The following is a 24,856-nucleotide window of genomic DNA, read 5'->3' as shown; positions in this document are numbered from 1 at the left end:
GATCGATCGGGCAACGTGCTCGCTGCCAACAGATCGATCATCGCAAAGCGACATCGCGCAGGCGATTACGCGGAAGGTAAGCTACCTTTCGGTGAACGGCGCCACCACATCCCTGTAGCGCTTGCTGCCGGCGAGTGTTTCGCCATTGTCCATGCGAACGACAAAGTCCCCTGCCGGACGGTGCTCGACGGCCACGACCAGCGCCAGGTTCACCAGTCGCGCCCGATGCACGCGGACAAGGCCGAACGGCTTGAGGCGATCCTCCTCGCGCGCCAGCGTGCCGCGGATCAGGCGACGCCCGTTGGGAAGGCTGAACTCGACATAATTGCCGGCCGACGTCACGGCCACGATGTCGCGCGGATCGACCCGAAAGCTGGTGGCGCCGTCGCGCAGCCAGAGACTGGGATTGGCGGGGTCGACAGGCGGCTCGGCCGCGGGCGGTGCGAGTACGTGTTCCGGCAGCGCCGGCGCTGTAGGCATCAGCAACACCTTGCGGTCCATCAACCAGATCACCACGGCCACCATCACGGACGAGACAACGTCCTTCTGGAACTCGTGCGGAAACGCCGTCACCCAGTGAAAGGAATAGCTGTCGGCCAGCAGCAGCTTGCGCAACCCGACCATGGTGACGAGATGCGCGAATGCGTAAAGCAGCGTCGCCGCCACCGCCAGCGTGACGGCGATCACACGGCTGCGGCCAACACGCAATTGTGCAATGCCGCTTTGCAGCAGCGGCAGGAACAGGATCCACGCGACGGCGCTCGTCACCTCAAGCAGCACCGGCATGCGAAGTGGCGCGAAGCCTGCGGACAGCTTGAACTCATTCACCGAGGAGAAGACGTTGACCACGCCGCTCGCCACGATCAGCAGCGCCACCCAGCCATAGGCGAGCATCGAGCCGCGCTCGGCCCCGCGGGATCGGATCGCCGTCACACCGCGCCGATTTTCGTCCCCGGAATCGGGTTGCTCGTCCCAACCCCGCTCGACGCGACTGGCGATGACGGGTTCACTGGAATTCTCTGGCTGCGTCGTCGACATGTCGGGATGGAATAGATGCTGCAACTCGTCAGGTCACCTGCCCCTGTGGTCAGGTCGGGAGCCCAATTGCGGTCCGTCACGCAACCCAACCTTTATCACAGGCCAGCGAACGTCGTCCCGCGGGACAGCATGGTGAGCCGTCCGCATTGCGCGATAATCGACGTGCTCACGGACAGGTGACCCGCTGATGAATCGTCGCGACCTCCTGATCGGCGCAGCGCTAATCCCGATGGCGCACTGGATCACGCCGAGACCGGTTGCCGCAGCGCAAGGCGCGAGCAGCTCCTCGCAACTGTTGCGGCGAACACGCCCCTCGGATCCCGAATGGCCGTCGGCTGCCAGCTGGAACCGGCTGAACGATCAAACCGAGGGCCGCCTCATCGCGGTGGAGTCGCCGCTCGTGGCGTGTCGGGACAATCCTTCCGGTGCGGCCTGCCGCGATGTGTTCAAGGGGCTCAAGAACCCCTACTACGTCGGCGACGACGCAGCGCTGACCCAGACCACGGGTTATCTCGACGCCTGGACGTCCGAGCCAAGCGTCTACGCCGTCGCGGCGCGAAAGACCGCCGACGTCGTTGCCGCCGTCAATTTCGCCTGCGACAACAATCTGCGGCTGGTCGTCAGGGGCGGCGGCACTCTTATCTCGGCACGTCGAGTGCACCGGACTCGCTGATGATCTGGACGCGCGCGATGAACGACATCACGCTGCATGACCGCTTCGTCGCGGAAGGCTGCGAAGATCCGCCACAGCCTGCCGTCACCGTCGGCGCCGGCGCGATCTAGATGCGCGTCTACAATGAGGTGACGACCCGAGGTGGCCGCTATGTCCAGGGCGGCGGCTGCGGAACCGTCGGTGTCGCGGGGCTGGTGCAGGGTGGCGGCTTCGGCAGCTATTCGAAGAACTACGGCACCGCCGCGGCGAGCCTGCTGGAAGCCGAAATCGTCACCGCAGACGGCGTCGTGCGGATCGCGAATGCCCGCAGCAATGCCGATCTGTTCTGGGCGTTGCGCGGCGGCGGCGGCGGCACCTTTGGCGTCGTCACCCGCCTGACGTTGCGCACTCACGACCTGCCCGGCGTGTTCGGCTTCGCCTCGATGACGATCCAGGCCGCCTCAAGCGCTTCATTCCGCAAGCTCGTCGGCGCGTTCGTGGATCTCTACGCCGACCGCCTGCATAACCGCCATTGGGGCGAGATCGTTAACATCAAGCCGGGCCACGTGCTCGACATCCAGCTCTCATTCCAGGGCCTCGCCAAACAGCAGGCCTACGAGCTCTGGCAACCCTTCATTCGCTTTATCACCGAGGCGACGGGCGAGTTCACCTTCACCCGTCCGCCATCGATCCGCACCGGTCCGGCGGCGCGCCGCTGGGACGCCGCCTACATCAGGCAGCGCGCGCCGCAGGCGATCCTGTCCGACGATCGTCCCGGCGCGCCGGCAGAGAACGTGTTCTGGGCCGCCAATCTGAGCGAAGCCGGACATTTCATCCACGGGTTTGAATCGCTCTGGCTTCCGGCCTCCCTGCTGCGGGAGGTCGAGCGCCCGCAGCTTGTCGACGCCCTGCTCGCGGCGGCCCGGCATTCGACTGTCGAGCTGCACTTTCAGAAAGGACTGGCCGGTGGATCGGAGGCCGCGATCACCGCCGTGAAGACGACCGCCACGAACCCCGCCGTCATCGACGCTTTCGTGCTTGCAATCATCGCAAGCGAAGGCCCGCCGGCCTATTCCGGCCTGAGCGGCCACGAGCCTGATATGGCCGATGCGCGCAAGAATGCCGCGACGATCGCGAAAGCAGTCGGTGAACTCAGAAAGGTGGCGCCGGATGGCGGCGCCTATCTCGCCGAAAGCAGCTTCTTCGAACCGAATTGGCAGCAGGCCTATTGGGGCGCGAACTACCCACGGCTTCTGGAGACCAAACGGAAGTACGATCCAGCTGGCCTGTTCTTCGTGCGGCACGGCGTCGGCAGCGACGGCTGGAGCGACGACGGATTTACGCGGCTGGCGGCGCAGCAATGAGGAGACCGAAATGACCGAGCAACCGATCCAACCGTCCGCACCATCACAGGCCGCCTTCCTGCTCCGCTTGAATCCGCCGCGGGCCACTTTTCCGGGCGACATGTCGGCCACGGAAGCCGAGCTGATGCAGAAGCACTTCCCCTACTGGGCCGAGCTGCTGGAAGCGAGGACCGCCGTCATCTATGGGCCGGTCAACGACCCCAAGGGCACCTGGGGCGTCGCCATCATTCGCGTTGCCGATCAGGATGCCGCGTGGGCGGTCGCAGCCCACGATCCGGTGATCCAGGCCGGCGCAGGCTTCCGCTACAACGTCTCCGCGATGTCGCAGCTCTTGGTCGGCGCATAGCCCACCCCTGGTCAAAGCCCCGGGAGGCGAAGCCGCAGCTCGGCGCCCGACAGATTGAGGGGCAGCGGCCTCGGCGGTTCGGTTAAACGGAGAACCCGTGGGGTAGGTTTCCGAGGCGTTGACCCGGGCTTGAAATCGAACCCGGCGGCGGTGCGAACTGGTTTACCAAGACACGCGCCAGTGCGGGCGAGAGAGCTCGCGCCAGGCCGCGAGTCTGGAGGTCAAAAGCATTGTTTTGATTGTTGTTTTTCTCCCAGCGCATTCCGGCACCTTGGCCCAGTTTTTCAGCCCGGCCTGCTTGTTTCGCAAGGCGCGGCGAAACCAAAGCGGTCGCTGAATGAAACCATTTTGCGGAACCCACGAAACGATCCGGAAACAGATGGGCCTTACCAGTATCGCCAACAGACGGCGCATAGACGCCCGGAGGCGATCAATGAACCACTCGATCCATTCAGCGGACCGCGCGACCCACCTCAAGATCGTGGTCGTCGCCCTCGTGGCCGGCATCGCGGTTGCAGCTTTCGGCATTTCGGCCCGGAACAATGCGGACTTCACCCAGACCGCCCAGACCAATCACGTGGTGAAGGCCGGCAAGCCGGTCGTGATCACCAGTTCGGAGACCTCGACGGTCCGTTAAGCGTTGTCAGAGGTTGCGCAGACAAAACGGCCGCCGCTTGGCGGCTTTTTTGTTGCCTGAATCCGGAGCCGCCTTCGAAGCCCTCCTTGGGCCGCCGGATTGAAACAGCTGTCCCATTCCGGCGCATGCGCCGAACGCCCGCCGGGAAAGCCGCCTGCTGTGGAGGTCTCGGCCGAGCCATCAGGCCCGTCACCAAAACCGGAAGCCTCCCAAAATCCTGCTCCCGTTACCGGCATTAACCGCGTTGCGCGCGCCTTGCCGGAGCCGGCCACCAAGTCTGCGTCGCGGCACGATCGCTGCCCTTCCAAAGCATCTTTCCCCGCATCCGCCCCGATGCGGCACAGGTCGAGTTTTGGAGGATCGCCATGTCCGTCACCCATCACGCGCCGCCGGCCGCAGGCGTCGCCGACTACATCGCAATCGCCCGACCCGACCACTGGATCAAGCACGTGCTGATCATCCCGGGCACAGCCTTCGCGATGATCATGTCGCAGACCGGGCCGATCGATGTCACGACGCTCGCGGAGCGGCTGATAATCTGCCTGTTCGTGGCGATGGCGCTGTCATCGGCCAACTACACCATCAATGAATGGCTCGACGCGCCGTTCGACGCCATGCATCCGACCAAGCGCGCGCGCCCGGCGGTGCAGACCGCGATGTCGCCGACCATCGTCTTCGCGCAATACGTTCTGCTGACCACGATCGGCATCTGGGCGGCGAACCGGCTCGGCTACGCCTTCGCCACCACCGCGACCGTGTTTGCCGTGTTCGGCGTGATCTACAATGTGCGCCCGATCCGCGCCAAGGACCGCGCCTTCCTCGACGTCATCGTCGAGTCCCTCAACAATCCGCTGCGCTTCCTGTTCGGCTGGTTCGCCGTGGTGCCGGGCATCGCCCCGCCGGTGTCGATCCTGCTCGCCTACTGGTTCGGCGGCGCCTTCCTGATGGCGGCCAAGCGCGTCTCCGAGCATCGCGCCATCGTCGAGGCCGGGGGCACCGCCAACCTTGCCGCCTACCGCCCCTCCTTCGCCGTCTACACCCATTCGAGCCTGGTCACGAGCTGCCTCGTTTACGCCCAGGGCTTTGCCTTCATGATGGCGATCTTCCTGTTGAAGTACCGGATCGAATATCTCGTCGTCATACCGCTGCTGATCGCGCTGTTCGCCTCCTACATGCGGCTTGCGCTGACACCCGACTCCGCCGCGGCACGGCCGGAGGAGCTGATGCGGCAGCCGGCGATGCTGATCGCCGCCGGCGTCACCATGGCGCTGTTCGGCGTGCTCACCTTCGTCGACCTGCCCTGGCTCAACGGCCTGACCAGTTCCGACCTGATCCATCTCAGCGGGATCAGCTGACGATGTCGATCGCCGCGCCGTTCGAAACCCCGAAAGCCAATCTCGGCGTCGTCGCCGCGGCCCTGCTGTTCGCAGGGCTTGTCGTGCTTCTGGATGGCCCGATCTGGCTGGTGAAGCTGGTGCCGACCCAGGACGGTCCGGTGCATCTCGCGCAGGCCGATCTGATCGCCCGCTTCGGCTGGGGCGGCGCGCTGCAGGAGCCGGCGGCCTCGTTCTACCAGTGGAATTCGCGGATCGAGCCGAACTCGGCGATCTATCTCCTGCTTGCCGGACTGATCCGCCTCACCGGCGACGCGCTGTTCGCCAATAACCTGTTCCTCAGCTTCTACGGCTTGCTCTGGGTCGCGGCGGCCTATGCGATCAGCCGCGCCGAGACCGAACGACCGCTGCTGCCAATGCTTATGCTGCTGCCGATCGCCTTCGGCGTCTTCATCCATTGGGGCTTCTACAACTTCGCGCTCGGCGTGCCGCTCTTCCTGCTGTTCGCAAGCTTCTGGCGCGGCCTGAACGGACGGCGCGACGCGCTCGCCTTCGTCGCGACCGCGCTGTGCCTCGGCGCGCTCTATCTCACCCACATCACCTCGGTCGTCGCCGCCTGCCTCCTGCTCGCCGCCGACGGCATCGCGCGCGCCGTCGACACGTTCGAGCGCACGGGCACCAAAGCGGCCGCGCGCCGGCTTCTGGTCGACGGGGCATGGGCGGCGTTCGCGGCGTTGCCGATCCTGCTTCTGATCGCAAGCTTCCTGCTCGCCTACCAGAACATCCCCGGCGAGACGACCAGCGACGAAGGCGGCCTCACCCAGATCATCCGCCGCATCGTGGCAGCAACCTATCTCTTCACCTTCTCCTGGTGGGAGGTGATGGCGCTCGTGCCGCTGTTCGGTGCGCTGGTGGTGGCGGGCCTTGCCGCACTGCGCCGCTTCCGCTCCGGCGACCTGCTGTGGCCGGCCTTCTTCGTGCTCGTGGTGGCGCTCTCGCTGCTCAACCTCAAGACCGGCGCGGCGCTGCTGTCGGAGCGGCTGGCCCCCTATAGCGGTATTGCGATCGTGCTCGCGATCGCAAGCCGGCAGCCGGCCCGGGCGGTCACTCGCTTGCTGTGCGTCGCTGCGCTCTCCGGCCTCATCGGGCAGACCGCGGTCCGCGCCATCGCCTATCTGAGCTGGGCGCCGACGCTCGAGTGCGAACTCGCCGCCGGCCACGACAATCCCGGCCAGACCTTTGCCAGTGCCGATTTGATCGCGCAGCGCGACAGCCACCTGTTCGCCTGGCGCATCCGCCCGACGCTACACGCCGCGCAGACCGCGGCGCTCGCAAGCCATGGCGTCGGCCTGTCCTCGCCGCTGCCATCGACGCGCTATTTCGGTTACTTCCCGCTGCAATATGTCGAGGCACGCGATTTCATGCGCGCCACGCCGGATTGGCAGGACGCGCCCGACGTGGCGTCGGTCGCCAAATTCCGCGCGCGCAACCGTGGCGCCCCACAGGTTCTGATCGTCTCGGCGTCCGATGAGGACGGCAGCGCATTCGCGAGCAGGTTCGGCTATGGCGATTGCAGGACGACCGAGACCGGCGCCCGCGCGATCAACGTGTGCAAGGTTTCGACCCAGCTGAGTGCGGCCGATGACTGAGCTCGACATCGACACCGATTCCTATCGCCGCCTGAGCAAGGCAGCCTCCGTATTCAACTTGCCCATGACAGTGCCGTTGGTGCTCGACCTCGACGGCACGCTGATCCGCGGCGACATGCTCTACAAGAGCTTCTTCTCGATTCTGCGCCGCAATCCGCTGATCGTGTTCTCCTGCGCTGCCTGGCTGCTGCGCGGCCGCGCCGCGCTGAAGCGCCAGCTCGCGCTGCGCCATCGCATCGACTGGGACGGATTGGAATTCCACCGCGACGTCGTGGCGCTGGCGGAGCGGGAACGGGCCGCGGGCCGCCGCGTGGTGCTGGCGACCGCGGCCGACGCCGTGCTCGCGGGCCAGGTCGCGGCACTGGTGCCCTCGATCGAGCAAGTGTTCGCCTCCGACGGCGAACACAATCTCAAGGGTTCGAACAAGGCCGCACTGTTGCGCCGGACCTTCCCGCAAGGCTTCATCTATGCCGGCGACAGAAAGTCCGACCTCGCCGTCTGGACGCACGCCGCCGGCGTCATGACCGTCAATGCCGATGTCGCCGTGCGCAACGCGGCGCGGGCGCTCGGAAAGCCGATCTTGCACCTGCCGGGCCGCGCCGGCTGAGCTGCAAGCTTAATGAACGACTAACGCGGCCGTTCGATTGCAAGCAACTCCGCGACCCCAGTTTTAAAAATTGTTCCCTAGGGTCGACGTCAACGGGGGCGCAGGCCACAATGAATTTGCAACAGCAAACAGTGACGTCGGGCTTCAAGATCATCTGCACCGATTGCGGCAGCCTGTCGATCAAGGCCACCGATCCCATGCATGCATCCGACGACACGATCATCGAATGCCGCCGCTGCAGCGCAGTGCGCGGCACGATGGCCGATCTGCAGACCCTGGCCCGCCGCGGCCGCGACCTCTTCGAATTCTAACCCGCCAGATCCGATGCTGTCAGACCCGAAAGCCGCCATGCCCACCGACGTTCCGATGGATACCGTCTGGTCGATCCTCGAGGCTGCCAACGAGCTGGGCGACGCCCAGACGGTCGAGGCCTGCCGCCGCGTCATCGACGCAAATTTGCTCGGTGGAACTCCAAGCCAGGCCGATCTGAACGCGATCGCGGCATTCTTTGCGTGAGGATGCGGTCGGCGCCGGAAGCGGCGCGACAAGGCCAGCTAAGCCATTGAAATGAATGGCGCGAGAGACGGGACTCGAACCCGCGGCCTCCGCCGTGACAGGGCGGCGCTCTAACCAACTGAGCTACTCCCGCGGATGCCGATCAGGACTGATCCGCGCAGGACCGAGGGCATAAAGGCCTGCATCCGGTTAGTCAAGGACGTTGCAGAAATCCGCACAGGACGGGCGTTTTTGCGCTCCCGATGCAAATTATGGCCTGTTTTCAGGCGAAACAGCGTAGTCAGCAAAGCCCCGAATCAAATAAGCCCTGATACGTCTTGGTTTCCTGACGCCCGCTCGGCGCCGAGCCTGTCAAGACCGGCGGGTTCAGGACTCTTCTGGACGCGTTTTCCCGACGCGAACCGGCACGCCCTTCGCGCGAAAACGCCTTCCCCGCCATTTTGCAACGAGGAGTGCCCCTATGGCGAAGAAAGCAGCGACCCCGGCGACGATCACGCTGAAGCACCTGGCGGCAGCCATCGCCGAGGACCAGGAACTCTCCAAGAAGCAGGCCGAGGCGATCCTGACCGACATGGTCACCCGGATCACCAAGCACCTGAAGAAGGGCGAGCGCATCCGCATCGTCGGGCTTGGCATCCTCCAGGTCCGCAAGCGCGCCGCCCGCATGGGCCGTAACCCCGCCACCGGCGAACAGATCCATATCAAGGCCAGCAAGAAGGTCGCCTTCCGCGCCGCCAAGGAGCTCAAGGAAGCCGTCTAGCCCGACGCTCTCTCGCGATTGAAGCGCCATTCCGGCCCGCGCAGCGCGGCCCCGGAATGGCGCTTTTCTGTTATAGAGCCTGCCTGATCCCGTTCTCCATCCTGCGCGGTTTTCATGCTGGCACCGGCTCTCGACTTCAAGCACACCGTCACCGAGCGCTTCCTGCGCTATGTCGTGATCGACACCCAGTCCGATCCCGATTCTCCGACCTGCCCCTCGACCGAGAAGCAGAAGAACCTCGGCCGCCTGCTGGTCGCCGAGCTGCAGGAGATGGGCATTGCGGACGCCCATCTCGACGAGCACGGCTACGTCTACGCGACGATCCCGGCCAACACCGACAAGAAGGTGCCGGTGATCTGCTTCTGCTCGCACATGGACACCTCGCCCGATTGCACCGGCAAGGACGTCAAGCCGCAGATCGTGAAAGACTATCGCGGCGGCGACATCGTGCTGCCGGGCGATTCCGCGCAGGTGATCCGCGCAGCCGAGCACGAGGCTCTCGCCGGGCAGATCGGCCATGACATCATCACGACCGACGGCACGACGCTGCTCGGGGCCGACAACAAGGCGGGGCTCGCCGAGATCATGGATGCCGCGCATTTCCTGATCAGCAATCCGCAGCTGAAGCACGGCGCGATCAGGATCCTGTTCACGCCGGACGAGGAGATCGGCCGCGGCGTCGACAAAGTCGACATCAAGAAGCTCGGCGCCGAGTTCGGCTACACGATGGACGGCGAGAGCGCGGGCCATATCGAGGACGAGACCTTCTCCGCCGACGGTGCCAGCATCATCATCGAAGGCGTCGCCACCCATCCGGGCTTTGCCAAGGGCAAGATGGAGCACGCGATCAAGATCGCCGCCGCAATCGTCGACCGCCTGCCGAAGGATACCTGTTCGCCGGAGACCACCGAAGGCAAGGAAGGCTTCCTGCACCCGGTCGCGATCTCGGGCACGCTGGAGAAGGCGCGGATCGACTTCATCGTGCGCGACTTCACCGACGACGGGTTGAAGCAGAAGGAAGCCCTGCTCGAAGGCATCGTGAACGACGTCATGAAGGGCTATCCGCGCTCGACCTTGCGCATGGACGTCAAGCCGCAATACCGCAACATGAAGCAGGTGATCGACCGCCACCCGGAAACCGTCGCTTACGCGATCGAGGCGATCAAGCGCGCGGGGCTGACGCCGGTGAAGACCTCGATCCGCGGCGGCACCGACGGCTCGCGCCTCTCCTTCATGGGCCTGCCCTGCCCCAACATTTTCGCCGGCGAGCACGCCTTCCACTCGCGGCTCGAATGGGTCAGCCGCCAGGATATGGAAAAGGCGGTGCAGACCATCGTGCATCTCGCGATGATTTGGGAAGAGCGGGCGTAGCGTCGCCGCAACTCTCTCCCTGTCATTGCGAGCCAACGGGTCGCGCGAATGCGCGCCCGATGACAGGCTCCGCGAAGCAATCCATACCTCGACTCGGGGATAGATGGATTGCTTCCGCCTTCGCCGAGGCTTCGGCGGACAAGTCGTCGCTTCGCTCCTCGCAATGACGATGGGTTGGGCGCGCTATCCGCTAAGCCCGCGCCGTCACGATCCAGATCGCGGCCGGCAGCAGCACGGAATCGCCTTTCGCGAACTGCGCCAGCGCCTCACGAATCGAGATGGCCGCGGCGGCGCGCACGTCGTCGGGATGTCCTTCCAGCGCGCGGCTGGCCGGGCCGATCTCGAGCGCGGCCTGGATCGCGGCGTCCATGCCGCGCCCGATCGCGAGGTCGAGTTCGAGCCGGTGCGGCTCCATCGCGATGCCGGAAAAGCCGGCTTCGCCCAGGATCCGCTTCACGCGCGCTTCGGATGCGAAAGAAAACGGACCGGGGTCCTCCGGGCCGAGCTGCGGCAGCTTCGGCACGTGCTTGTAGACCGCCTGCAGCGGCGCGACGAAGAAGGGATTTTCACGCGGCTCCTGCCAGCAGGCGAAGGCGAGCCGTCCGGACGGCTTCAGCGCCTTGTGCATGTTGGCAAACGACAGCGCGGGCTCGGCAAAGAACATCACGCCAAAGCGCGAGGCGAGCAGATCGAAGCTTGCCGGGTCGAACGGATAAACAGTCGCGTCCGCCAGCGCATAGTCGACCGGCACGTCCTTCGGCGTGGCCTGCCGCGCCCGCTCCAGCATCGGGCCGGAGACGTCGATGCCGAACACATGGCCTGACGGCCCGACCTTTTGCGCGAAAGCGATCGTGCTCGCTCCGCTGCCGCAACCGACGTCGAGGATGCGCTCGGCGGGCTTCGGCAGTGCGCGGTCGAGCAGGATGTCCAGGATCGGCCTGAGCAGGATGTCCTGCACCGCCTGACGATCGGCCCAGCGCTGGCCGCCCGGTCCGTTCCAATAGGCAATCTGGTCGGCGTTTTGCGCGTGGCCCTGCGAGGCGTCCATCGAGCGTTCGTCCTTGCTAATTCGTGGTGCCGCCGGTCTTGGCCTTGGACGACTGCTTCACCGCCGGCTTGGCCGGCGCAGCCGATTTCTTCGCGTCGTCGCCGCGGGCGATGCCCCAGGGATCAGCCGGCTTCTGGTCCGGAACGTTGCTGAGCGAACGCTGGTAGGCGCGCTCGGCACGCCTGTCCTCGGCCTTCTGCGTTTCCGTCTTCTCCTTGTCCTCTTCGCGATACCCTTTGACATGGTCCTGCGCCAGGACAGGACGGGCGATCAGGGTGGATCCAGCGACCACGGCACACATGAAGGCGACGGCGACTTTGCGCATTGAGAGGCTCCCGGTTCTGCGGCGAGAATAGCATCGCACCTGCGGCGGTACCAAGGCTGTGCGCCGTGACGAAAACATGACGGGGGGACAGGACATGATCAGTCCGCGTTCGAGCTTCGGCGAGACAGCCTTCGCCCTGCGCACTGCACGTGTGGCACGGGTGCCGCGAAGGCTGGCTTGCCCAGCCGTAGCCCGCAGGGCGAAGGCTGGTGGGCGGCGAGAGGTTCGAACTCCCGACGCTCTCGGTGTAAACGAGCGCCAAAGGTTCCATAGCCCGAAAAATCAATGCGTTATCCGTCGTCCTGTTCACCGCGTTTGCGCCCTTTAGGGCTAGTTCGGAATTGCAATTGTCACGGGCATTCTCAATTTTACTATATCGATAGTCGTGCGGATTGGCCGATGCCACATCAAGCCCGACCAGGCATCGCGCGATCAGGGATCGCCGCTCCAGCCCCGAGCGACGATCCCGCCCAGACGAGAGTGCGATGGAACTGGCTCGCGCCAGCAGTTGCGGAATGGGCCGTCCGGTGATCGCCCGGGCGGCGTGTTCGTGCTGTGGTGTCCCTCCTCGGCTTGGATGCAGGGGCGAGGAAATGGCGGGCACGGGCTGGCACCGGCAGTTTGATGACCCGATAGAGTTGCCGGACGGGCAATCGATCGAGATTGTGAAATAGCCCATTGCAGACTGCCCCACCGCTCAGCAACACTGCACGCTTATTTCAGACGTTCATTTTTTGGGGCGAGAGATGATCGCTCGATTGTTTGCATTTGCCGAAATACTGTTGTGGGCGGCCGCGGCCGCTATCTGGTTGATGCTACTTCCTCGTTTTGTCCGTGAATGGATTCAATCACTTTCGAGGACGATTCGTTGGCTGAAGGCGAAACGACAGGCCCGCCGAAATCGGGCGCTGAACCAGCACAAGGTTCGCGAGTTTAATCCGAACCGCAAAGACCCCCATTGGGGCGGGCACAGCTGAAGAGAGACCAATGACAGTCTTCGTCTACGTCAACACAGCCGGGCAGGCTCTCGCGACCGAAGGCAATCAAAAAACGCCTCGAGACTCTGCTCGACTTCTTCGGGCCTCAAGGTCGTCGGCGAATTGAACGGTTCATTGCAGCGCGAGTATGCCGAGCAACGGGATTCTCTTTCTGCTGCCCGACGAGAGGTTGAAGACCTTGCGGCGGCAATCAACCACACCTTGAGGGACAAGGTTGGGGGCGCGATCCAGCAATTCCGCCCGGTGTTGCCCGACGTGCCTGAAGCGCGTGACCGATGGCTGACGAGAAAGGAGGCCGCGCATCTGATCTGGACTGCATGGCGGGCTCGCAAGCGCAATCGTGGCGGCGGCGAAGGTCCGTATACGAGCAAGCATCTGGCGCGGTTTGTCTTGGTCGCGCAGGCAATCGGACGCGGCTACGTCGACCTTGAGTGCGGCGTGTTTCACCGGCGAGGCAGCCTTCGCGCTGCGCGATCGCGAGCAAGCGGCTGTTGCGCCGCGATGGCTGGCTTGCCCAGCCGTAGCCCGCAGGGCGAAGGCTGGTGGGCGGCGAGAGATTCGAACTCCCGACCCTCTCGGTGTAAACGAGATGCTCTAACCAGCTGAGCTAGCCGCCCTTGACCTGCGCCTCTTTAGCCTCGCATGCCCCTTTGGTGCAAGGTCGCAGGCCTAATCCATCGGACGGCCCGGCAAACCCTTGAGATCGTTGATCCAGGGCGCGGCCGAGCGGCACCAGATCTGGCGTCGCGGCGTCAATTGGCCGCGCTGGCGGATGCTGCCCCAGCGGATGCCAAAGTCGTCGAAGCCGTCCCCCTCGCCGCTCGTGAACAGCGGGGAACCGCACTCGCCGCAGAAATGCTGGAAACGGGTCCGGCCATTGTCGCCCCGCTTTCCGTAGATCCTTGGCGCCTGCCCGGTCAGCCGCACCTGCTCGGCGGCGCAGATCACGGTCACGCGGTACGGCGATCCGGTCAGCATCTGGCAATCCGTGCAGTGACAGATCGACACGCGCTCGGGATCGATCTCGGCCTGATAGCTCACGGCCCCGCAATGACATCGCCCGTCGATCTGCATTGCGCGCTCCTCGATCCCGTCATGCAAAACAAAAACGGCGCCCGAAGGCGCCGTTTTATCATGTTCGATCGGAAACCGCTCAGTGTGCCGTCAGGCCGCTGGAAGCTTCGTCCGAAGCATCGGGTTTGACGTCGACCTTGGTCTCCTCTTCCCAGACGATCGGCGTCGGCACGCGGGTCAGCGCCTTGGCGACGACCTCATCCAGCCGCGAGACCGGGATGATGTCCATGCCGCCCTTGATCGCATCGGAAATCTCCGTGAGATCCTTGGCGTTGTCCTCGGGGATCAGCACCGTCTTGATTCCGCCGCGCGCGGCAGCCAAGAGCTTCTCCTTCAGACCGCCGATCGGCAGCACGCGACCGCGCAGCGTGATCTCGCCGGTCATTGCGACATCATGCCGGACCGGGATGCCGGTCATGGTCGAGATGATCGCGGTGGCCATGGCGACGCCAGCCGACGGACCGTCCTTCGGGGTTGCGCCCTCCGGCACGTGCACGTGGATGTCGCGGCGGTCGAAAAGCGGCGGTTCGATGCCGTAGACGATCGCGCGCGAGCGGACGTAGGACGCCGCCGCCGAGATCGATTCCTTCATCACGTCGCGCAGATTGCCCGTGACCGTCATCTTGCCCTTGCCGGGCATCATGACGCCTTCGATGGTCAGCAGCTCGCCGCCAACGTCGGTCCAGGCCAAGCCTGTGACGATACCGACCTGGTCCTCGTCGTCGATCTCGCCGAAGCGGTACTTCGGAACGCCGAGGAACTCTTCGATGTTCTTCTCGGTGACCTTGACCGACTTCTTCTTGGAGATCATCAGCTCCTTCACCGCCTTGCGGGCGAGTGTCGAGAGCTCACGCTCCAGGTTACGCACGCCCGCCTCGCGGGTGTAGCGGCGGATCATCAGCAGAAGCGCATCGTCGTCGATCGACCATTCCTTGGAATCCAGGCCGTGCTTGGAGAGTGCGCTCGGGATCAGATGCTTGCGCGCGATCTCGACCTTCTCGTTCTCGGTGTAGCCGGCGATCCGGATGATCTCCATGCGGTCCATCAGCGGGCCCGGAATATTCAGCGTATTCGCGGTCGTGATGAACATCACGTTCGACAGGTCGTAATCGACCTCCAGATAGTGGTCGTTGAAAGTCGAGTTCTGCTCGGGGTCCAGCACCTCAAGCAGCGCCGACGACGGATCGCCGCGGAAATCGGCACCCATCTTGTCGATCTCGTCCAGCAGGAACAGTGGATTCGAGGTCTTCGCCTTCCGCATCGACTGGATGATCTTGCCGGGCATCGAGCCGATATAGGTGCGGCGGTGACCGCGGATCTCGGCCTCGTCACGCACGCCGCCGAGCGAGACGCGCACGAATTCGCGCCCCGTCGCCTTGGCGATCGACTTGCCGAGCGAGGTCTTGCCGACGCCGGGAGGCCCGACGAGGCACAGGATCGGTCCGGTCAGCTTGTTGGCGCGCGACTGCACCGCCAGATACTCGACGATGCGGTCCTTGACCTTCTCGAGCCCGTAGTGGTCGGAGTCCAGCACCGCCTGCGCGGCCTCGAGGTCCTTCTTGACCTTGGACTTCTTGCCCCACGGGATCGACAGCAGCCAATCCAGATAGTTGCGCACGACGGTCGCTTCCGCGGACATCGGCGACATCTGGCGCAGCTTCTTCAGCTCGTGCTGCGCCTTCTCGCGCGCTTCCTTGGAAAGCTTGGTCTTGGAGATTTTCTCTTCCAGATCGGCGAGCTCGTCACGACCTTCGTCGTCGCCGAGCTCCTTCTGGATCGCCTTCATCTGCTCGTTCAGGTAATACTCGCGCTGGGTCTTCTCCATCTGGCGCTTGACGCGCGAGCGGATGCGCTTCTCGACCTGCAGCACCGAGATCTCGCTCTCCATCAGGCCCAGCACCTTCTCCAGGCGCTGCGTGACGGACAACGTCTCCAGGATGCTCTGCCGATCCGCGATCTTCACCGCGAGGTGCGAGGCAACGGTATCGCCGAGCTTGGCGAAATCGGTGATCGCCTGAACCACGCCGACGACTTCGGCGGAGATCTTCTTGTTCAGCTTCACATAGCTTTCGAAGTCGGACACGACCGAACGCGCCAGCGCCTCGGCCTCGACTGAGTCGGCGTCGGTATCGGCGAGCGCGACCGCGGTCGCCTCGTAATACTCGCTGCGGTCGGAATACTTCTGGACGCGCGCGCGCTCGAGGCCTTCGACCAGCACCTTCACGGTGCCGTCGGGCAGCTTCAGGAGCTGCAACACGCTCGCCAGCGTCCCGGTCTCGTAAATCGCTTCGGGCGCCGGATCGTCATCGGACGCGTTCTTCTGCGTCGCGAGCATGATCAGCGCGTCGTTCTTCATGACCTCTTCGAGCGCGCGGATCGATTTCTCGCGGCCGACGAACAGAGGCACGATCATGTGCGGGAAGACGACGATGTCGCGGAGCGGCAGCACCGGATAGGAGTGGCTTTCGCCGTGAATGATAGTTGGCCGGGGTTTGGTAGTCGTCATGGCCTATTCCTCTTGTTTTGCCCCCTTGCTCGCAGCCCGCCTGCTTGCGCAACCGCCACAAGGTGCCTTGGTGATCCGGAATCTCAGATTGCCGTCAGCAGCCGCTTATTCCGCATCGTGAAGCGACGAATCTCAACGTATGAGCCCCGTCACCGATAGCATTAGGTGGCTATCGTGCACATGGGAGTCAAGTACGGAGAAATGCCCGTAAATTCAGGCTAAACAGTGCGTTGCTGCTATGCCGCAACGGCCGCCGGAACGTCCGGCAGCCGTGCATTTTTGGCAGGTCAGAAGGCGCGCGCCTCAGGCGCTCGCGTTCTCCACCGCGCGGTCGGAACGATCCGCGTAGATGTAGAGCGGACGGGCCGTTCCCTCGACCACTTCGCGCGAGATCACGACTTCCTCGACGCCTTCGAGGCCCGGGAGATCGAACATGGTCTCAAGCAGGATGCTCTCCAGGATCGAGCGCAGGCCGCGCGCGCCGGTCTTGCGCTCGATCGCCTTGCGGGCGACCGCGCCAAGCGCCTCGTCGGCGAAGGTCAGCTCGATATTCTCCATCTCGAACAGCCGCTGGTATTGCTTCACCAGCGCGTTCTTCGGATCGGTCAGGATCTTCTTCAGCGAGGTCTCGTCGAGGTCTTCCAGGGTCGCGACCACAGGCAGACGGCCGACGAATTCCGGGATCAGGCCGTACTTCAAGAGATCCTCGGGCTCGACGTGGCGGAATATCTCGCCGGTACGCCGATCCTCCGGCGCGAGCACCTGCGCCGCGAAGCCGATCGAGGTCGACCGGCCGCGGGCCGAGATGATCTTCTCGAGGCCGGAGAAGGCACCACCGCAGATGAACAGGATGTTCGTTGTGTCGACCTGCAGGAACTCCTGCTGCGGGTGCTTGCGGCCGCCCTGCGGGGGAACCGACGCCACCGTGCCTTCCATGATCTTCAACAGCGCCTGCTGGACGCCCTCGCCCGACACGTCGCGGGTGATCGAGGGATTGTCCGACTTGCGGCTGATCTTGTCGATTTCGTCGATGTAGACGATGCCGCGCTGGGCGCGCTCGACGTTGTAGTCGGCGGACTGCAAGAGCTTCAGAATGATGTTCTCGACGTCCTCGCCGACATAGCCGGCCTCGGTCAGCGTCGTCGCGTCGGCCATGGTGAAGGGCACGTCCAGGATGCGGGCGAGCGTCTGCGCGAGCAGCGTCTTGCCCGAGCCGGTCGGACCGATCAGCAGGATGTTCGACTTCGCGAGCTCGACGTCGTTGTGCTTGGTCTGGTGGTTGAGCCGCTTGTAGTGATTGTGGACAGCGACAGACAGCACCTTCTTGGCATGGCTCTGGCCGATCACGTAGTCGTCCAGCACCTTGCAGATTTCCTTCGGCGTCGGAATGCCGTCGCGCGACTTCACCAGCGAGGACTTGTTCTCCTCGCGGATGATGTCCATGCAGAGTTCAACGCATTCGTCGCAGATGAAGACGGTCGGTCCTGCAATCAGTTTGCGGACTTCATGCTGGCTCTTGCCGCAGAACGAGCAATACAGTGTGTTCTTGGAGTCGCTCGTGCCGACCTTACTCATTCATTATCTCCGTCCGCCGTTCGATCCCTTGCTCGATCGACCCATCCCGGCACTCGACCAGTGCTCATGGGTAGATAGAGCAAATTCCGTACCAAAAAAGACCCTACGCAATACAGACCGTGCGAATCACGGTTTATTCGAATCCCCCGCGATCATAGCCGATACGTCACAGCCAACCATGCTGGCACCCGACTATCAAGAATTCGCTAATCGGGCGGGAAGCTCAACACCGTGACAATACCGTGATTTCCCACGATCGCACGTGGAATACGCGCCGAAATCCTCGAATCGTTGCGCCTTTGCCACGCGGCCGATGAGCACGAAAGCGGAACTCTCTGCCTGCGCACGGGCACAGGCAGCCGTCCCGCGGCCCTGCTTGCCTGACAAGTGGGGCAGCGGCGTGGAGATCACGCCGACGCCGCCGGGACCCTGCCCTTAAGGATTACGCCGCTTTCGCCGCGGCCGGATCCTCGGGGCGCTTGTCGATGACCTTGTCGACGAGGCCGAACGCCTTGGCGTCGTCGGCGGTGAGGAACTTGTCGCGCTCCAGCGCATCCTCGATCGCCTTGTAGGTCTGGCCGGTGTGCTTCACGTAGATTTCGTTCAGCCGCTTCTTGAGATTCAGGATCTCCTGCGCGTGCAGCATGATGTCGGTGGCCTGGCCCTGGAAGCCGCCCGACGGCTGGTGGACCATGATGCGCGAATTCGGCAGCGTGAAGCGCATGTCCTTCTCGCCGGCCGCCAGCAACAGCGAACCCATCGAGGCCGCCTGCCCGGTGCACAGCGTCGAGACCGGCGGACGGATGAACTGCATGGTGTCGTAGATCGCAAGCCCCGACGTCACCACGCCGCCCGGCGAGTTGATGTACATCGAGATTTCCTTCTTCGGATTCTCGGCCTCGAGGAACAGGAGCTGCGCGACGATCAGCGTGGACATGGCGTCTTCGACCGGACCGGTGACGAAGATGATGCGCTCCTTCAGGAGGCGCGAGAAAATGTCGTAGGCGCGCTCGCCGCGATTGGTCTGCTCGACCACCATCGGCACGAGCTGCATGTAGGTTTCAACGGGATCGCGCATGAGAAAACCCAGGGGTTAGGGGTGGTGCAGAACGTCTCGGTTCAAGACCTTGGCTTAACCAAGATATAGGCCAATTTCCGGCCGACAAGACCGGGACTAGCCACTTGGGCAGGTCGAAGTTCAAGCTGATTCGACAGCGCCCGCCTAGCGACGGACGACCGTCGCAGGCGGGCTTTCTCAGTTCATCATTAACGCGAGGTGCCGCAATCAAGCGGCAGTTTTCTCGCCGTCTTCATCCTTGAACAGCTCTTCCTTGGTGACCTTCTTCTCGGTCACGTTGGCGAGCTCGAGGATGAAGTCGACCACCTTGTCCTCGTAGATCGGGGCGCGCAGCTGGGCCAGCGCCTGAGCATTGTTGCGGTAGTAGTCCCAGACTTCCTTCTCGCGGCCCGGCATCTGGCGGGCGCGATCGATCACGGCGCGCGAGACCTCGTCGTCGGTCACGGTGATCTTGTTCTTCTCGCCGATCTCCGACAGCACGAGGCCGAGGCGGACGCGGCGGTCGGCGATCGTGTGGTACTCGGCCTTGGCCGCCTCTTCGGTGGTGTTCTCGTCGGCGAAGGTCTTGCCCGACGAATCCATCTCGGCCTTGATCGAATTCCACATCAGGTTGAACTCTTCGGCGACCAGCGACGGCGGCGCCTCGAACTTGTGGTTCTCGTCGAGGCGGTCGAGCAGCGCACGCTTGACGCGCTGGCGGGTGGCGCCGGCGAACTCGGCCACGAGGCGCTCGCGCGCGAGCTCCTTGAGCTTGTCGAGCGATTCCAGGCCGAGCGTCTTGGCGAAGTCGTCGTCGATCTTGACCTCGCCCGGCGCCTCGATCTGGGTCGCGGTGGTCTCGAATTCAGCCGGCTTGCCTGCGAGATTCGCGTTGAGATAGTTGGTCGGGAAGCCCACCTTCAGCGTCCGGGTCTCGTTCGCGCCGATGCCGATCAGCTGGTCTTCGAAGCCCGGGATGAACTGGCCGGCGCCGATCACGACCTGGATGCCCTCGCCGGTGCCGCCGTCGAAGGCTTCGCCGTTGATGGTGCCCTTGAAGTTGATGGTGACGCGGTCGCCCTTCTCGGCTTTCGCGCCCTCGTCCTTGGCGTTGTACGGACGGCTGCCATCGGCAATGCGCTTGAGGGAGTCGTGGACGTCGGCGTCGGACACGTCGACCACCGGCTTCTCGACCGCGAAGGTCTTGAAGTCGGCGAGCTGAATCTGCGGCACGACCTCGATCGCGACCGTGTAGGTCAGGTCGGTCTTGCCCGAGAGCAATTCCTCGACCTCTTTCTGCTCGGTCGGCATCGTGATCTTCGGCTCGGTCGCGAGACGGAAGCCGCGGTCGGTGAAGATCTGCGTGTTGGTGTCGCGGATGGTCTGGTCGATGGTCTCGGCCATCACCGAACGGCCGTAGACCTTCTTCAAATGCGACACCGGCACCTTGCCGGGACGGAAGCCGTTGAGACGGACCTTGTCCTTGAGGTCGACCAGCTTGGCGTCGGCCTTGGCATCGAGATCGGATACCGGAACGCTGACCTTGAATTCGTGCTTCAGTCCCTCGTTGAGGGTTTCGGTGACCTGCATGGGCTCAATCTTCTTCCGCTTTTGCCGGCGGCCTTTCGGCCGTGGCGGTGTTCAAATCAAGTCGACGCGCAGCCTTGATGGCCTGACGCCGGTGGTTCGGCGAACCCGCGGGCCTTGCGGCCTTAAAGTCCCCCAGAAATCGTCATGCAAACGCGGTAAGCGCTTGGTGCGGGCGGAGGGACTCGAACCCCCACAACTTTCGTCACTGGAACCTAAATCCAGCGCGTCTACCAGTTCCGCCACGCCCGCGTGAAAAGCATCCAATCCGGCCGCGATGCCGCGGGCGGCCGGGCTTATAACATGCGCCCATCGGTTCGCAGCAAAAAAATGGCTGCTTTGGCATGCCGCCCTGCGACCCATCGCAGCTGGACAGATGAGTTGGAAAATGGTCCGCATCGGGCCGATGGCAAGCCCCCGATTTCCCCTCAATCGACGCAAGCTGATGGCCGGGCTGGGCGCGATGGCACTCGGCCCCGCGCTACCAGCCGCGGCGACCGCCCAGGGTCACACCGCGCTGGCGCTGCAAGGCCAGGCGGAACGGGTGTCGCTCCGTTCCGGCACAGCTGAGACACCGGTCTGGTCACTCGGCAGCGGAGACCTCCGCTTCAAGCGCGGCGACATCCTCGACGTCACCTTTACCAGCGAGCTGCCGGTCCCGACCGCGCTCGGCTTCCGTGGGCTGGCCGGTGTCCCGGCGGCCGAACCGCTCACCTCCCGCATGCCGCTCGCCGCAGGCGCAAAGGACACCTTCCAGATCCCGCTCCGCCACGCCGGGACCCTGCTCTGCGACGCCAGCCTGCTCGGCGATGGCGGCGAGCGACCGGTGCGCCCCCGCGCCGTCATCGTCACGGGGACCTCGCCAATGTCGGTCGATCGCGACGAGGTGCTGCTGCTCGAGGAGTGGCGCCTGCGCGCCGACGGGACCGCGATCCCAGCCGGCGCCGATCCCAAAGATACCACGCCAATTCATACAGTTAACGGCAAATCTTCATTCGACATCTCGGCCCCCGCCAACGCCCGCCTCAGACTCCGCTTTATCAACGCAAGCCCGCGCAGCGTGCTGGCGGTCAAACTGGAAAACATCGACGTCAGGGTGATGGCGATCGACGGCCAGCCCGCCGAGCCATTCCTGGCGCGGAATGGCGCCGTGGTGCTTGCGCCGGGCAACCGGAGCGATGTCTTTGTCGATGCGACCGGTCCGGCCGGAACCAGCCTTTCGATCCTCCTCCACGACGGCACGCAGGCCCGCAACATCGGCAAGTTGACGGTCGCGGCGGACCCGCCGATCCGGCCTGCGCCGTTTGCGCCCGCGCCGCCGCTGCCGGCCAATGACCTGCCGGCCCAGCTCGATCTCCGGGCCGCCATCCGCGTCGACCTGCCGCTCGGCACGCCGACCGACTGGGTGCGGCCGGTCGACTTCAAGCCGTCGATCGCGCCGGCCTTCCAGGCCAAGGCCGGCCGCCCGGTGGTGCTCGTCCTGACGAATCGCGCAGCGGCCGCGACCGTCTTCCACCTGCACGGTCATCCCTTCCGCGTGCTCGACCGGCTCGACGACGGCTGGAAACCGTTCTGGCTCGACACGCTTGCGATCGAGCCCGGCCAAACCCAGCGCATCGCCTTCCTCGCCGAATACCCGGGTCGCTACCTGATTGAACAGGTCGCGACCGATTGGGCGGCGCCGCGCCTCGTGCGGTGGTACGGTGTCCAATAACAACAAGGGCCGACAACCGGGGAAACGCCGATGAGCCAGACCGTTGCAGCGATCCGTGGCGTCAGAGCGCGAGCTGTGATGGTGCCGCTCAAGCGTCCTGTGAAGACCGCCTTCGCGACAATCGATTCCGGGCCGCTCGTCCTGATCGATGTCGAGACCGATCAGGATGTTACCGGTCGCACTTATATCTTCGCCTACAGCAAGCTCACCCTTGAACCTCTGGTTTATCTGATCGAGGAGATCGGCCGCGAGCTCGTCGGCAAGCCGATCGTGCCGTTCGACCTGATGCAGGCGATGGACGCCAAGTTTCGCCTGCTCGGCTGGCAGGGCCTGGTCGGCATGGCCGTGTCGGGCCTCGACATGGCGTATTGGGACGTTGTCGGACAGCTCGCCGGTCGGCCGCTGGCCGAACTGCTCGGCGGCGCGGTCAAACCGATCAAGGCCTATGACAGCTATGGCGTCGTTGATCCGGTCGCAGACGAACGCGCGCTGCGTCGTTCGCTCGACCAGGGCTTCAAGGGCATCAAGATCAAGGGCGGCGACGGCGATGCCGCCAACGACGAGCGTGTCGTGAAGGGAGTACGCGCCCTGCTCGGCTCCGACATCGCGCTGATGATCGATTTCAACCAATCGCTCGATCCGACTGAGGCGACGCGCCGCATCGCGCGGCTTGCGCCCTACGACCTCACCTGGATCGAGGAGCCGGTGCCGCAGGAGAACCTCACGGGCCTCGCAAAAGTCCGCGAGACCTCGCCGACGCCGATCCAGGCCGGCGAGAACTGGTGGTTCCCGCGCGGCTTCGCCGAAGCGATCGCCGCCGGCGCGTCCGACTTCATCATGCCCGACGTGATGAAGGTCGGTGGCGTCACCGGCTGGCTGCAGGTCGCAGGCCAGGCCGACGCCGCCTCGATCCCGGTGTCGAGCCATCTGTTCGCGGAGGTCAGCGCGCATCTGCTCGCGGTGACGCCGACCGCGCACTGGCTCGAATTCCTCGATTTCGCTGGCGCGATCCTGGCGAGGCCCGCCGAGATCGTCGACGGCACGGTCACCGCCCGCGGTCCCGGCCTCGGCATCGAATGGAACGAGCCGGCAATCGCGAAATACCTGGTTTCGTGACGCTGCCCGGGCTGCGCAGCCATTACTCACAGCGGTGACGGTAGCCCCTTCACGAGCAGCGACATTACCGTCGCACCGGCGATGCGGTCCTTGGAGATCTCTCCTGATAGGACGGTGAGTCGAGAAAGCGCGTCGCTTCCGCCTCATCCGGAAATTCCACGATCACGACCTTGTCGCGCGTCCACTCACCGTCGAGAACCTTCGGCCTCTCGTCGGCAGCCAGCAAGCGGCCCCTGAAGGCTTTGAAGACCTCGGCAAAGCGGGATTGATAGCGGCGGTAGTATTCCTCCCGCGTGAACTTCACCAGCGCGATCACATAGACGGTCATTCTCGGTCCTCATCACTGCGAAGCGCCGGCCTCAAGCTCTCTTGGCCTTCTTCGGCGCCTTCGCCGTCATGTTCAGGGCCACGGCGGCACGGATGAGCGCCTTCAACGCCTTTTCATCGATCTTGTCGCCCTCGTGGATATCGATCGCACGCCGTGTGTTGCCCTCGAGGCTGGAGTTGAAGAGACCGGTGGGATCGTCAAGCGATGCGCCCTTGGCGAAGGTCAGTTTCACGGCCGCCTTGTAGGTCTCGCCGGTGCAGATGATCCCGCCATGCGACCACACCGGAACGCCGCGCCACTTCCATTCCTCGATCACCTCGGGCTCGGCCTGCTTGATGAGGTGCCGGACGCGGGCGAGCATCTCGCCGCGCCAATCACCGAGTTCCACGATCCTCGCATCGATCAGCCGGGACGCAGAGGCTTCTTCATTCGCAGCCTTCGCGCCGCTCGTCGTCTTCTTCATGGTGGTGGTCGCTTTCTTCATGGTTGCAGTGGCTCGCCCTTCATTTGCGCTCGCCGATCACATTCGCTCGCCCGGTAGTTGGCTCGCTTGCTTCACCCAGGCCGCGAATTGCGCTTCGTCGAGTTCATCATGCTCACGGATGTCGAGGTAACGCGTGTCCTTGCTTCTGGACGCGCCGGGGGGCACAGGACGCAGCGACATGCCGCGGAAGAACGCCACCTTGACGTAGTTCGTGAAGGTGTGGATGCCGAGGAACCAGCCTTGCCCCTCAACTCCGTAAAGCGGCGAATTCCATTTGACCGCCTTGTGCACGCCGGGAACGGCGCGCACGATGAGCGTGTCGAGGCGGCGCCCGACGGTGCTTTTCCAGCCCGGCATCGCCGCGATGTAGGCCTGGACAGGAGCGTCGCCATCGGCTTTCGCGATTTGCGGGTTGCCGCCGGCAAGCAGGCGCGGCTTGGCCGCCCCCCGCTTGGCGGTGGCCTTCTTTAAGCCTTTCTCGGCAACCTTGATCGACGTCCTGCGCGTCTTGCTCCCCATTGTGTTCCGTCCTATCCGCCAGCGCGCGACCTCGCGGCATACGGCAGTACGAACATATACAAACCGCTGAACAGCAGCAGGAAGAGCGGGAGCAGCGGCGAATAGACCACCCAGGCGGGAGGCTCTCCCAGCCCCATGGCGACGAAGTTGGCGATGACCGTCAACGTGAATGCAATCGACAGCCACCGGTGAGTTTGTCGAATCCATGTATTCCAGTTCAATGGGACCTCCCTTGAATTGTTCCGGCAGAC

Annotated in this window: 27 protein-coding genes and 3 tRNA genes; 14 read left to right on the top strand and 16 right to left on the bottom strand. The window is 64.2% G+C overall.

What is annotated here, in order from left to right; genetic code table 11:
- Nucleotides 1–81: 81 nt before the first annotated feature.
- On the bottom strand, nt 82–1,062 hold the full coding sequence (locus ACFFWD_RS32925) for a LytTR family DNA-binding domain-containing protein (RefSeq protein ID WP_376972559.1): 981 nt from the start codon (nt 1,060–1,062) through the stop codon (nt 82–84).
- Nucleotides 1,063–1,225: 163 nt separating this feature from the next.
- Here ACFFWD_RS32925 and ACFFWD_RS32920 point away from each other — a divergent pair, with 163 nt between their 5' ends.
- From ACFFWD_RS32920 to ACFFWD_RS32880, 9 genes are all read left to right on the top strand, one after another.
- Nucleotides 1,226–1,711 (top strand): hypothetical protein, encoded by a 486-nt coding sequence (locus tag ACFFWD_RS32920; RefSeq protein WP_376972557.1) that lies wholly within the window; start codon nt 1,226–1,228, stop codon nt 1,709–1,711.
- Between the two features lie 110 nt (nt 1,712–1,821).
- Nucleotides 1,822–3,054 (top strand): FAD-binding oxidoreductase, encoded by a 1,233-nt coding sequence (locus tag ACFFWD_RS32915; protein WP_376972555.1) that lies wholly within the window; start codon nt 1,822–1,824, stop codon nt 3,052–3,054.
- 10 nt (nt 3,055–3,064) lie between these two features.
- Nucleotides 3,065–3,400, top strand: coding sequence for a YciI family protein (locus ACFFWD_RS32910; protein ID WP_376972553.1), 336 nt, complete (start codon nt 3,065–3,067; stop codon nt 3,398–3,400).
- 433 nt (nt 3,401–3,833) lie between these two features.
- On the top strand, nt 3,834–4,037 hold the full coding sequence (locus tag ACFFWD_RS32905; protein ID WP_376972551.1) for a hypothetical protein: 204 nt from the start codon (nt 3,834–3,836) through the stop codon (nt 4,035–4,037).
- 365 nt (nt 4,038–4,402) lie between these two features.
- Complete coding sequence (locus tag ACFFWD_RS32900) at nt 4,403–5,392, top strand: UbiA family prenyltransferase (protein WP_376972549.1); 990 nt, start codon at nt 4,403–4,405, stop codon at nt 5,390–5,392.
- Nucleotides 5,393–5,394: 2 nt separating this feature from the next.
- Nucleotides 5,395–7,020, top strand: coding sequence for a hypothetical protein (locus tag ACFFWD_RS32895; RefSeq protein ID WP_376972547.1), 1,626 nt, complete (start codon nt 5,395–5,397; stop codon nt 7,018–7,020).
- Nucleotides 7,013–7,627: a haloacid dehalogenase-like hydrolase gene (locus ACFFWD_RS32890; RefSeq protein ID WP_376972545.1), complete on the top strand. Its 615-nt coding sequence runs from the start codon at nt 7,013–7,015 to the stop codon at nt 7,625–7,627. The genes ACFFWD_RS32895 and ACFFWD_RS32890 overlap by 8 nt, the downstream gene beginning before the upstream one ends.
- A gap of 110 nt (nt 7,628–7,737) precedes the next feature.
- Complete coding sequence (locus tag ACFFWD_RS32885) at nt 7,738–7,938, top strand: hypothetical protein (protein WP_376972543.1); 201 nt, start codon at nt 7,738–7,740, stop codon at nt 7,936–7,938.
- A gap of 37 nt (nt 7,939–7,975) precedes the next feature.
- Nucleotides 7,976–8,143: a hypothetical protein gene (locus ACFFWD_RS32880; RefSeq protein ID WP_376972541.1), complete on the top strand. Its 168-nt coding sequence runs from the start codon at nt 7,976–7,978 to the stop codon at nt 8,141–8,143.
- 56 nt (nt 8,144–8,199) lie between these two features.
- Here the strand turns inward: ACFFWD_RS32880 and ACFFWD_RS32875 are convergent.
- A tRNA-Asp gene (locus ACFFWD_RS32875) sits at nt 8,200–8,276 on the bottom strand.
- A gap of 327 nt (nt 8,277–8,603) precedes the next feature.
- On the opposite strand from ACFFWD_RS32875, the gene ACFFWD_RS32870 reads away from it, so the two are divergent.
- Nucleotides 8,604–8,903, top strand: a complete 300-nt coding sequence (locus ACFFWD_RS32870; RefSeq protein ID WP_212398826.1) for an HU family DNA-binding protein — start codon at nt 8,604–8,606, stop codon at nt 8,901–8,903.
- Between the two features lie 114 nt (nt 8,904–9,017).
- A complete protein-coding gene (gene pepT / locus ACFFWD_RS32865) occupies nt 9,018–10,274 on the top strand; it encodes a peptidase T (protein ID WP_376972538.1) in 1,257 nt (418 codons plus the stop codon).
- 190 nt (nt 10,275–10,464) lie between these two features.
- Here pepT and ACFFWD_RS32860 read toward each other — a convergent pair whose 3' ends face one another.
- Nucleotides 10,465–11,322: a class I SAM-dependent methyltransferase gene (locus ACFFWD_RS32860; protein WP_376972536.1), complete on the bottom strand. Its 858-nt coding sequence runs from the start codon at nt 11,320–11,322 to the stop codon at nt 10,465–10,467.
- A 16-nt stretch (nt 11,323–11,338) separates the two neighbouring features.
- Nucleotides 11,339–11,647: a hypothetical protein gene (locus ACFFWD_RS32855; RefSeq protein ID WP_376972534.1), complete on the bottom strand. Its 309-nt coding sequence runs from the start codon at nt 11,645–11,647 to the stop codon at nt 11,339–11,341.
- 746 nt (nt 11,648–12,393) lie between these two features.
- On the opposite strand from ACFFWD_RS32855, the gene ACFFWD_RS32850 reads away from it, so the two are divergent.
- Complete coding sequence (locus ACFFWD_RS32850; protein WP_376972533.1) at nt 12,394–12,624, top strand: hypothetical protein; 231 nt, start codon at nt 12,394–12,396, stop codon at nt 12,622–12,624.
- Nucleotides 12,625–12,756: 132 nt separating this feature from the next.
- Here ACFFWD_RS32850 and ACFFWD_RS32845 read toward each other — a convergent pair whose 3' ends face one another.
- The 8 genes from ACFFWD_RS32845 to ACFFWD_RS32810 all read right to left on the bottom strand — a co-directional run bounded on the left by ACFFWD_RS32845 (nt 12,757) and on the right by ACFFWD_RS32810 (nt 20,696).
- Nucleotides 12,757–13,092, bottom strand: coding sequence for a hypothetical protein (locus ACFFWD_RS32845; protein WP_376972531.1), 336 nt, complete (start codon nt 13,090–13,092; stop codon nt 12,757–12,759).
- A 93-nt stretch (nt 13,093–13,185) separates the two neighbouring features.
- A tRNA-Val gene (locus ACFFWD_RS32840) sits at nt 13,186–13,262 on the bottom strand.
- A 52-nt stretch (nt 13,263–13,314) separates the two neighbouring features.
- A complete protein-coding gene (locus tag ACFFWD_RS32835; RefSeq protein WP_376972529.1) occupies nt 13,315–13,719 on the bottom strand; it encodes a GFA family protein in 405 nt (134 codons plus the stop codon).
- A 79-nt stretch (nt 13,720–13,798) separates the two neighbouring features.
- Nucleotides 13,799–16,225, bottom strand: coding sequence for an endopeptidase La (lon, locus tag ACFFWD_RS32830; RefSeq protein WP_376972527.1), 2,427 nt, complete (start codon nt 16,223–16,225; stop codon nt 13,799–13,801).
- A gap of 303 nt (nt 16,226–16,528) precedes the next feature.
- Nucleotides 16,529–17,800 carry an ATP-dependent Clp protease ATP-binding subunit ClpX gene (gene clpX, locus ACFFWD_RS32825; RefSeq protein ID WP_376972525.1) on the bottom strand — a complete coding sequence of 424 codons (1,272 nt, stop codon included), beginning with the start codon at nt 17,798–17,800 and terminating at the stop codon, nt 16,529–16,531.
- A 442-nt stretch (nt 17,801–18,242) separates the two neighbouring features.
- Entirely contained in the window at nt 18,243–18,878 is a 636-nt protein-coding gene (locus ACFFWD_RS32820; protein WP_376972523.1) for an ATP-dependent Clp protease proteolytic subunit, read from the bottom strand.
- A gap of 207 nt (nt 18,879–19,085) precedes the next feature.
- Entirely contained in the window at nt 19,086–20,447 is a 1,362-nt protein-coding gene (gene tig / locus ACFFWD_RS32815) for a trigger factor (RefSeq protein ID WP_376972521.1), read from the bottom strand.
- Between the two features lie 164 nt (nt 20,448–20,611).
- A tRNA-Leu gene (locus ACFFWD_RS32810) sits at nt 20,612–20,696 on the bottom strand.
- A gap of 193 nt (nt 20,697–20,889) precedes the next feature.
- On the opposite strand from ACFFWD_RS32810, the gene ACFFWD_RS32805 reads away from it, so the two are divergent.
- Both ACFFWD_RS32805 and ACFFWD_RS32800 read left to right on the top strand, forming a co-directional pair.
- Nucleotides 20,890–22,158: a multicopper oxidase family protein gene (locus ACFFWD_RS32805; protein WP_376972519.1), complete on the top strand. Its 1,269-nt coding sequence runs from the start codon at nt 20,890–20,892 to the stop codon at nt 22,156–22,158.
- 30 nt (nt 22,159–22,188) lie between these two features.
- The gene (locus ACFFWD_RS32800; RefSeq protein ID WP_376972517.1) at nt 22,189–23,274 is read left to right on the top strand and encodes an enolase C-terminal domain-like protein; all 1,086 of its coding nucleotides are present in this window, start codon (nt 22,189–22,191) and stop codon (nt 23,272–23,274) included.
- Nucleotides 23,275–23,338: 64 nt separating this feature from the next.
- On the opposite strand, the gene ACFFWD_RS32795 is transcribed toward ACFFWD_RS32800, so the two are convergent.
- Genes ACFFWD_RS32795 through ACFFWD_RS32780 form a run of 4 tightly spaced genes read right to left on the bottom strand, consistent with a single transcriptional unit; the run spans nt 23,339 to nt 24,826 of the window.
- Complete coding sequence (locus ACFFWD_RS32795; RefSeq protein WP_376972515.1) at nt 23,339–23,602, bottom strand: DUF1330 domain-containing protein; 264 nt, start codon at nt 23,600–23,602, stop codon at nt 23,339–23,341.
- A 31-nt stretch (nt 23,603–23,633) separates the two neighbouring features.
- Nucleotides 23,634–24,086, bottom strand: a complete 453-nt coding sequence (locus tag ACFFWD_RS32790) for a DUF1801 domain-containing protein (protein ID WP_376972513.1) — start codon at nt 24,084–24,086, stop codon at nt 23,634–23,636.
- A 36-nt stretch (nt 24,087–24,122) separates the two neighbouring features.
- A complete protein-coding gene (locus tag ACFFWD_RS32785) occupies nt 24,123–24,605 on the bottom strand; it encodes a DUF1801 domain-containing protein (protein WP_376972511.1) in 483 nt (160 codons plus the stop codon).
- 11 nt (nt 24,606–24,616) lie between these two features.
- Entirely contained in the window at nt 24,617–24,826 is a 210-nt protein-coding gene (locus ACFFWD_RS32780) for a hypothetical protein (RefSeq protein ID WP_376972509.1), read from the bottom strand.
- Nucleotides 24,827–24,856: the final 30 nt, after the last annotated feature.

It is taken from the genome of Bradyrhizobium erythrophlei (assembly GCF_042430365.1).
GTDB lineage: Bacteria > Pseudomonadota > Alphaproteobacteria > Rhizobiales > Xanthobacteraceae > Bradyrhizobium > Bradyrhizobium erythrophlei.
This window is presented reverse-complemented; position numbering and strand designations above follow the sequence as displayed.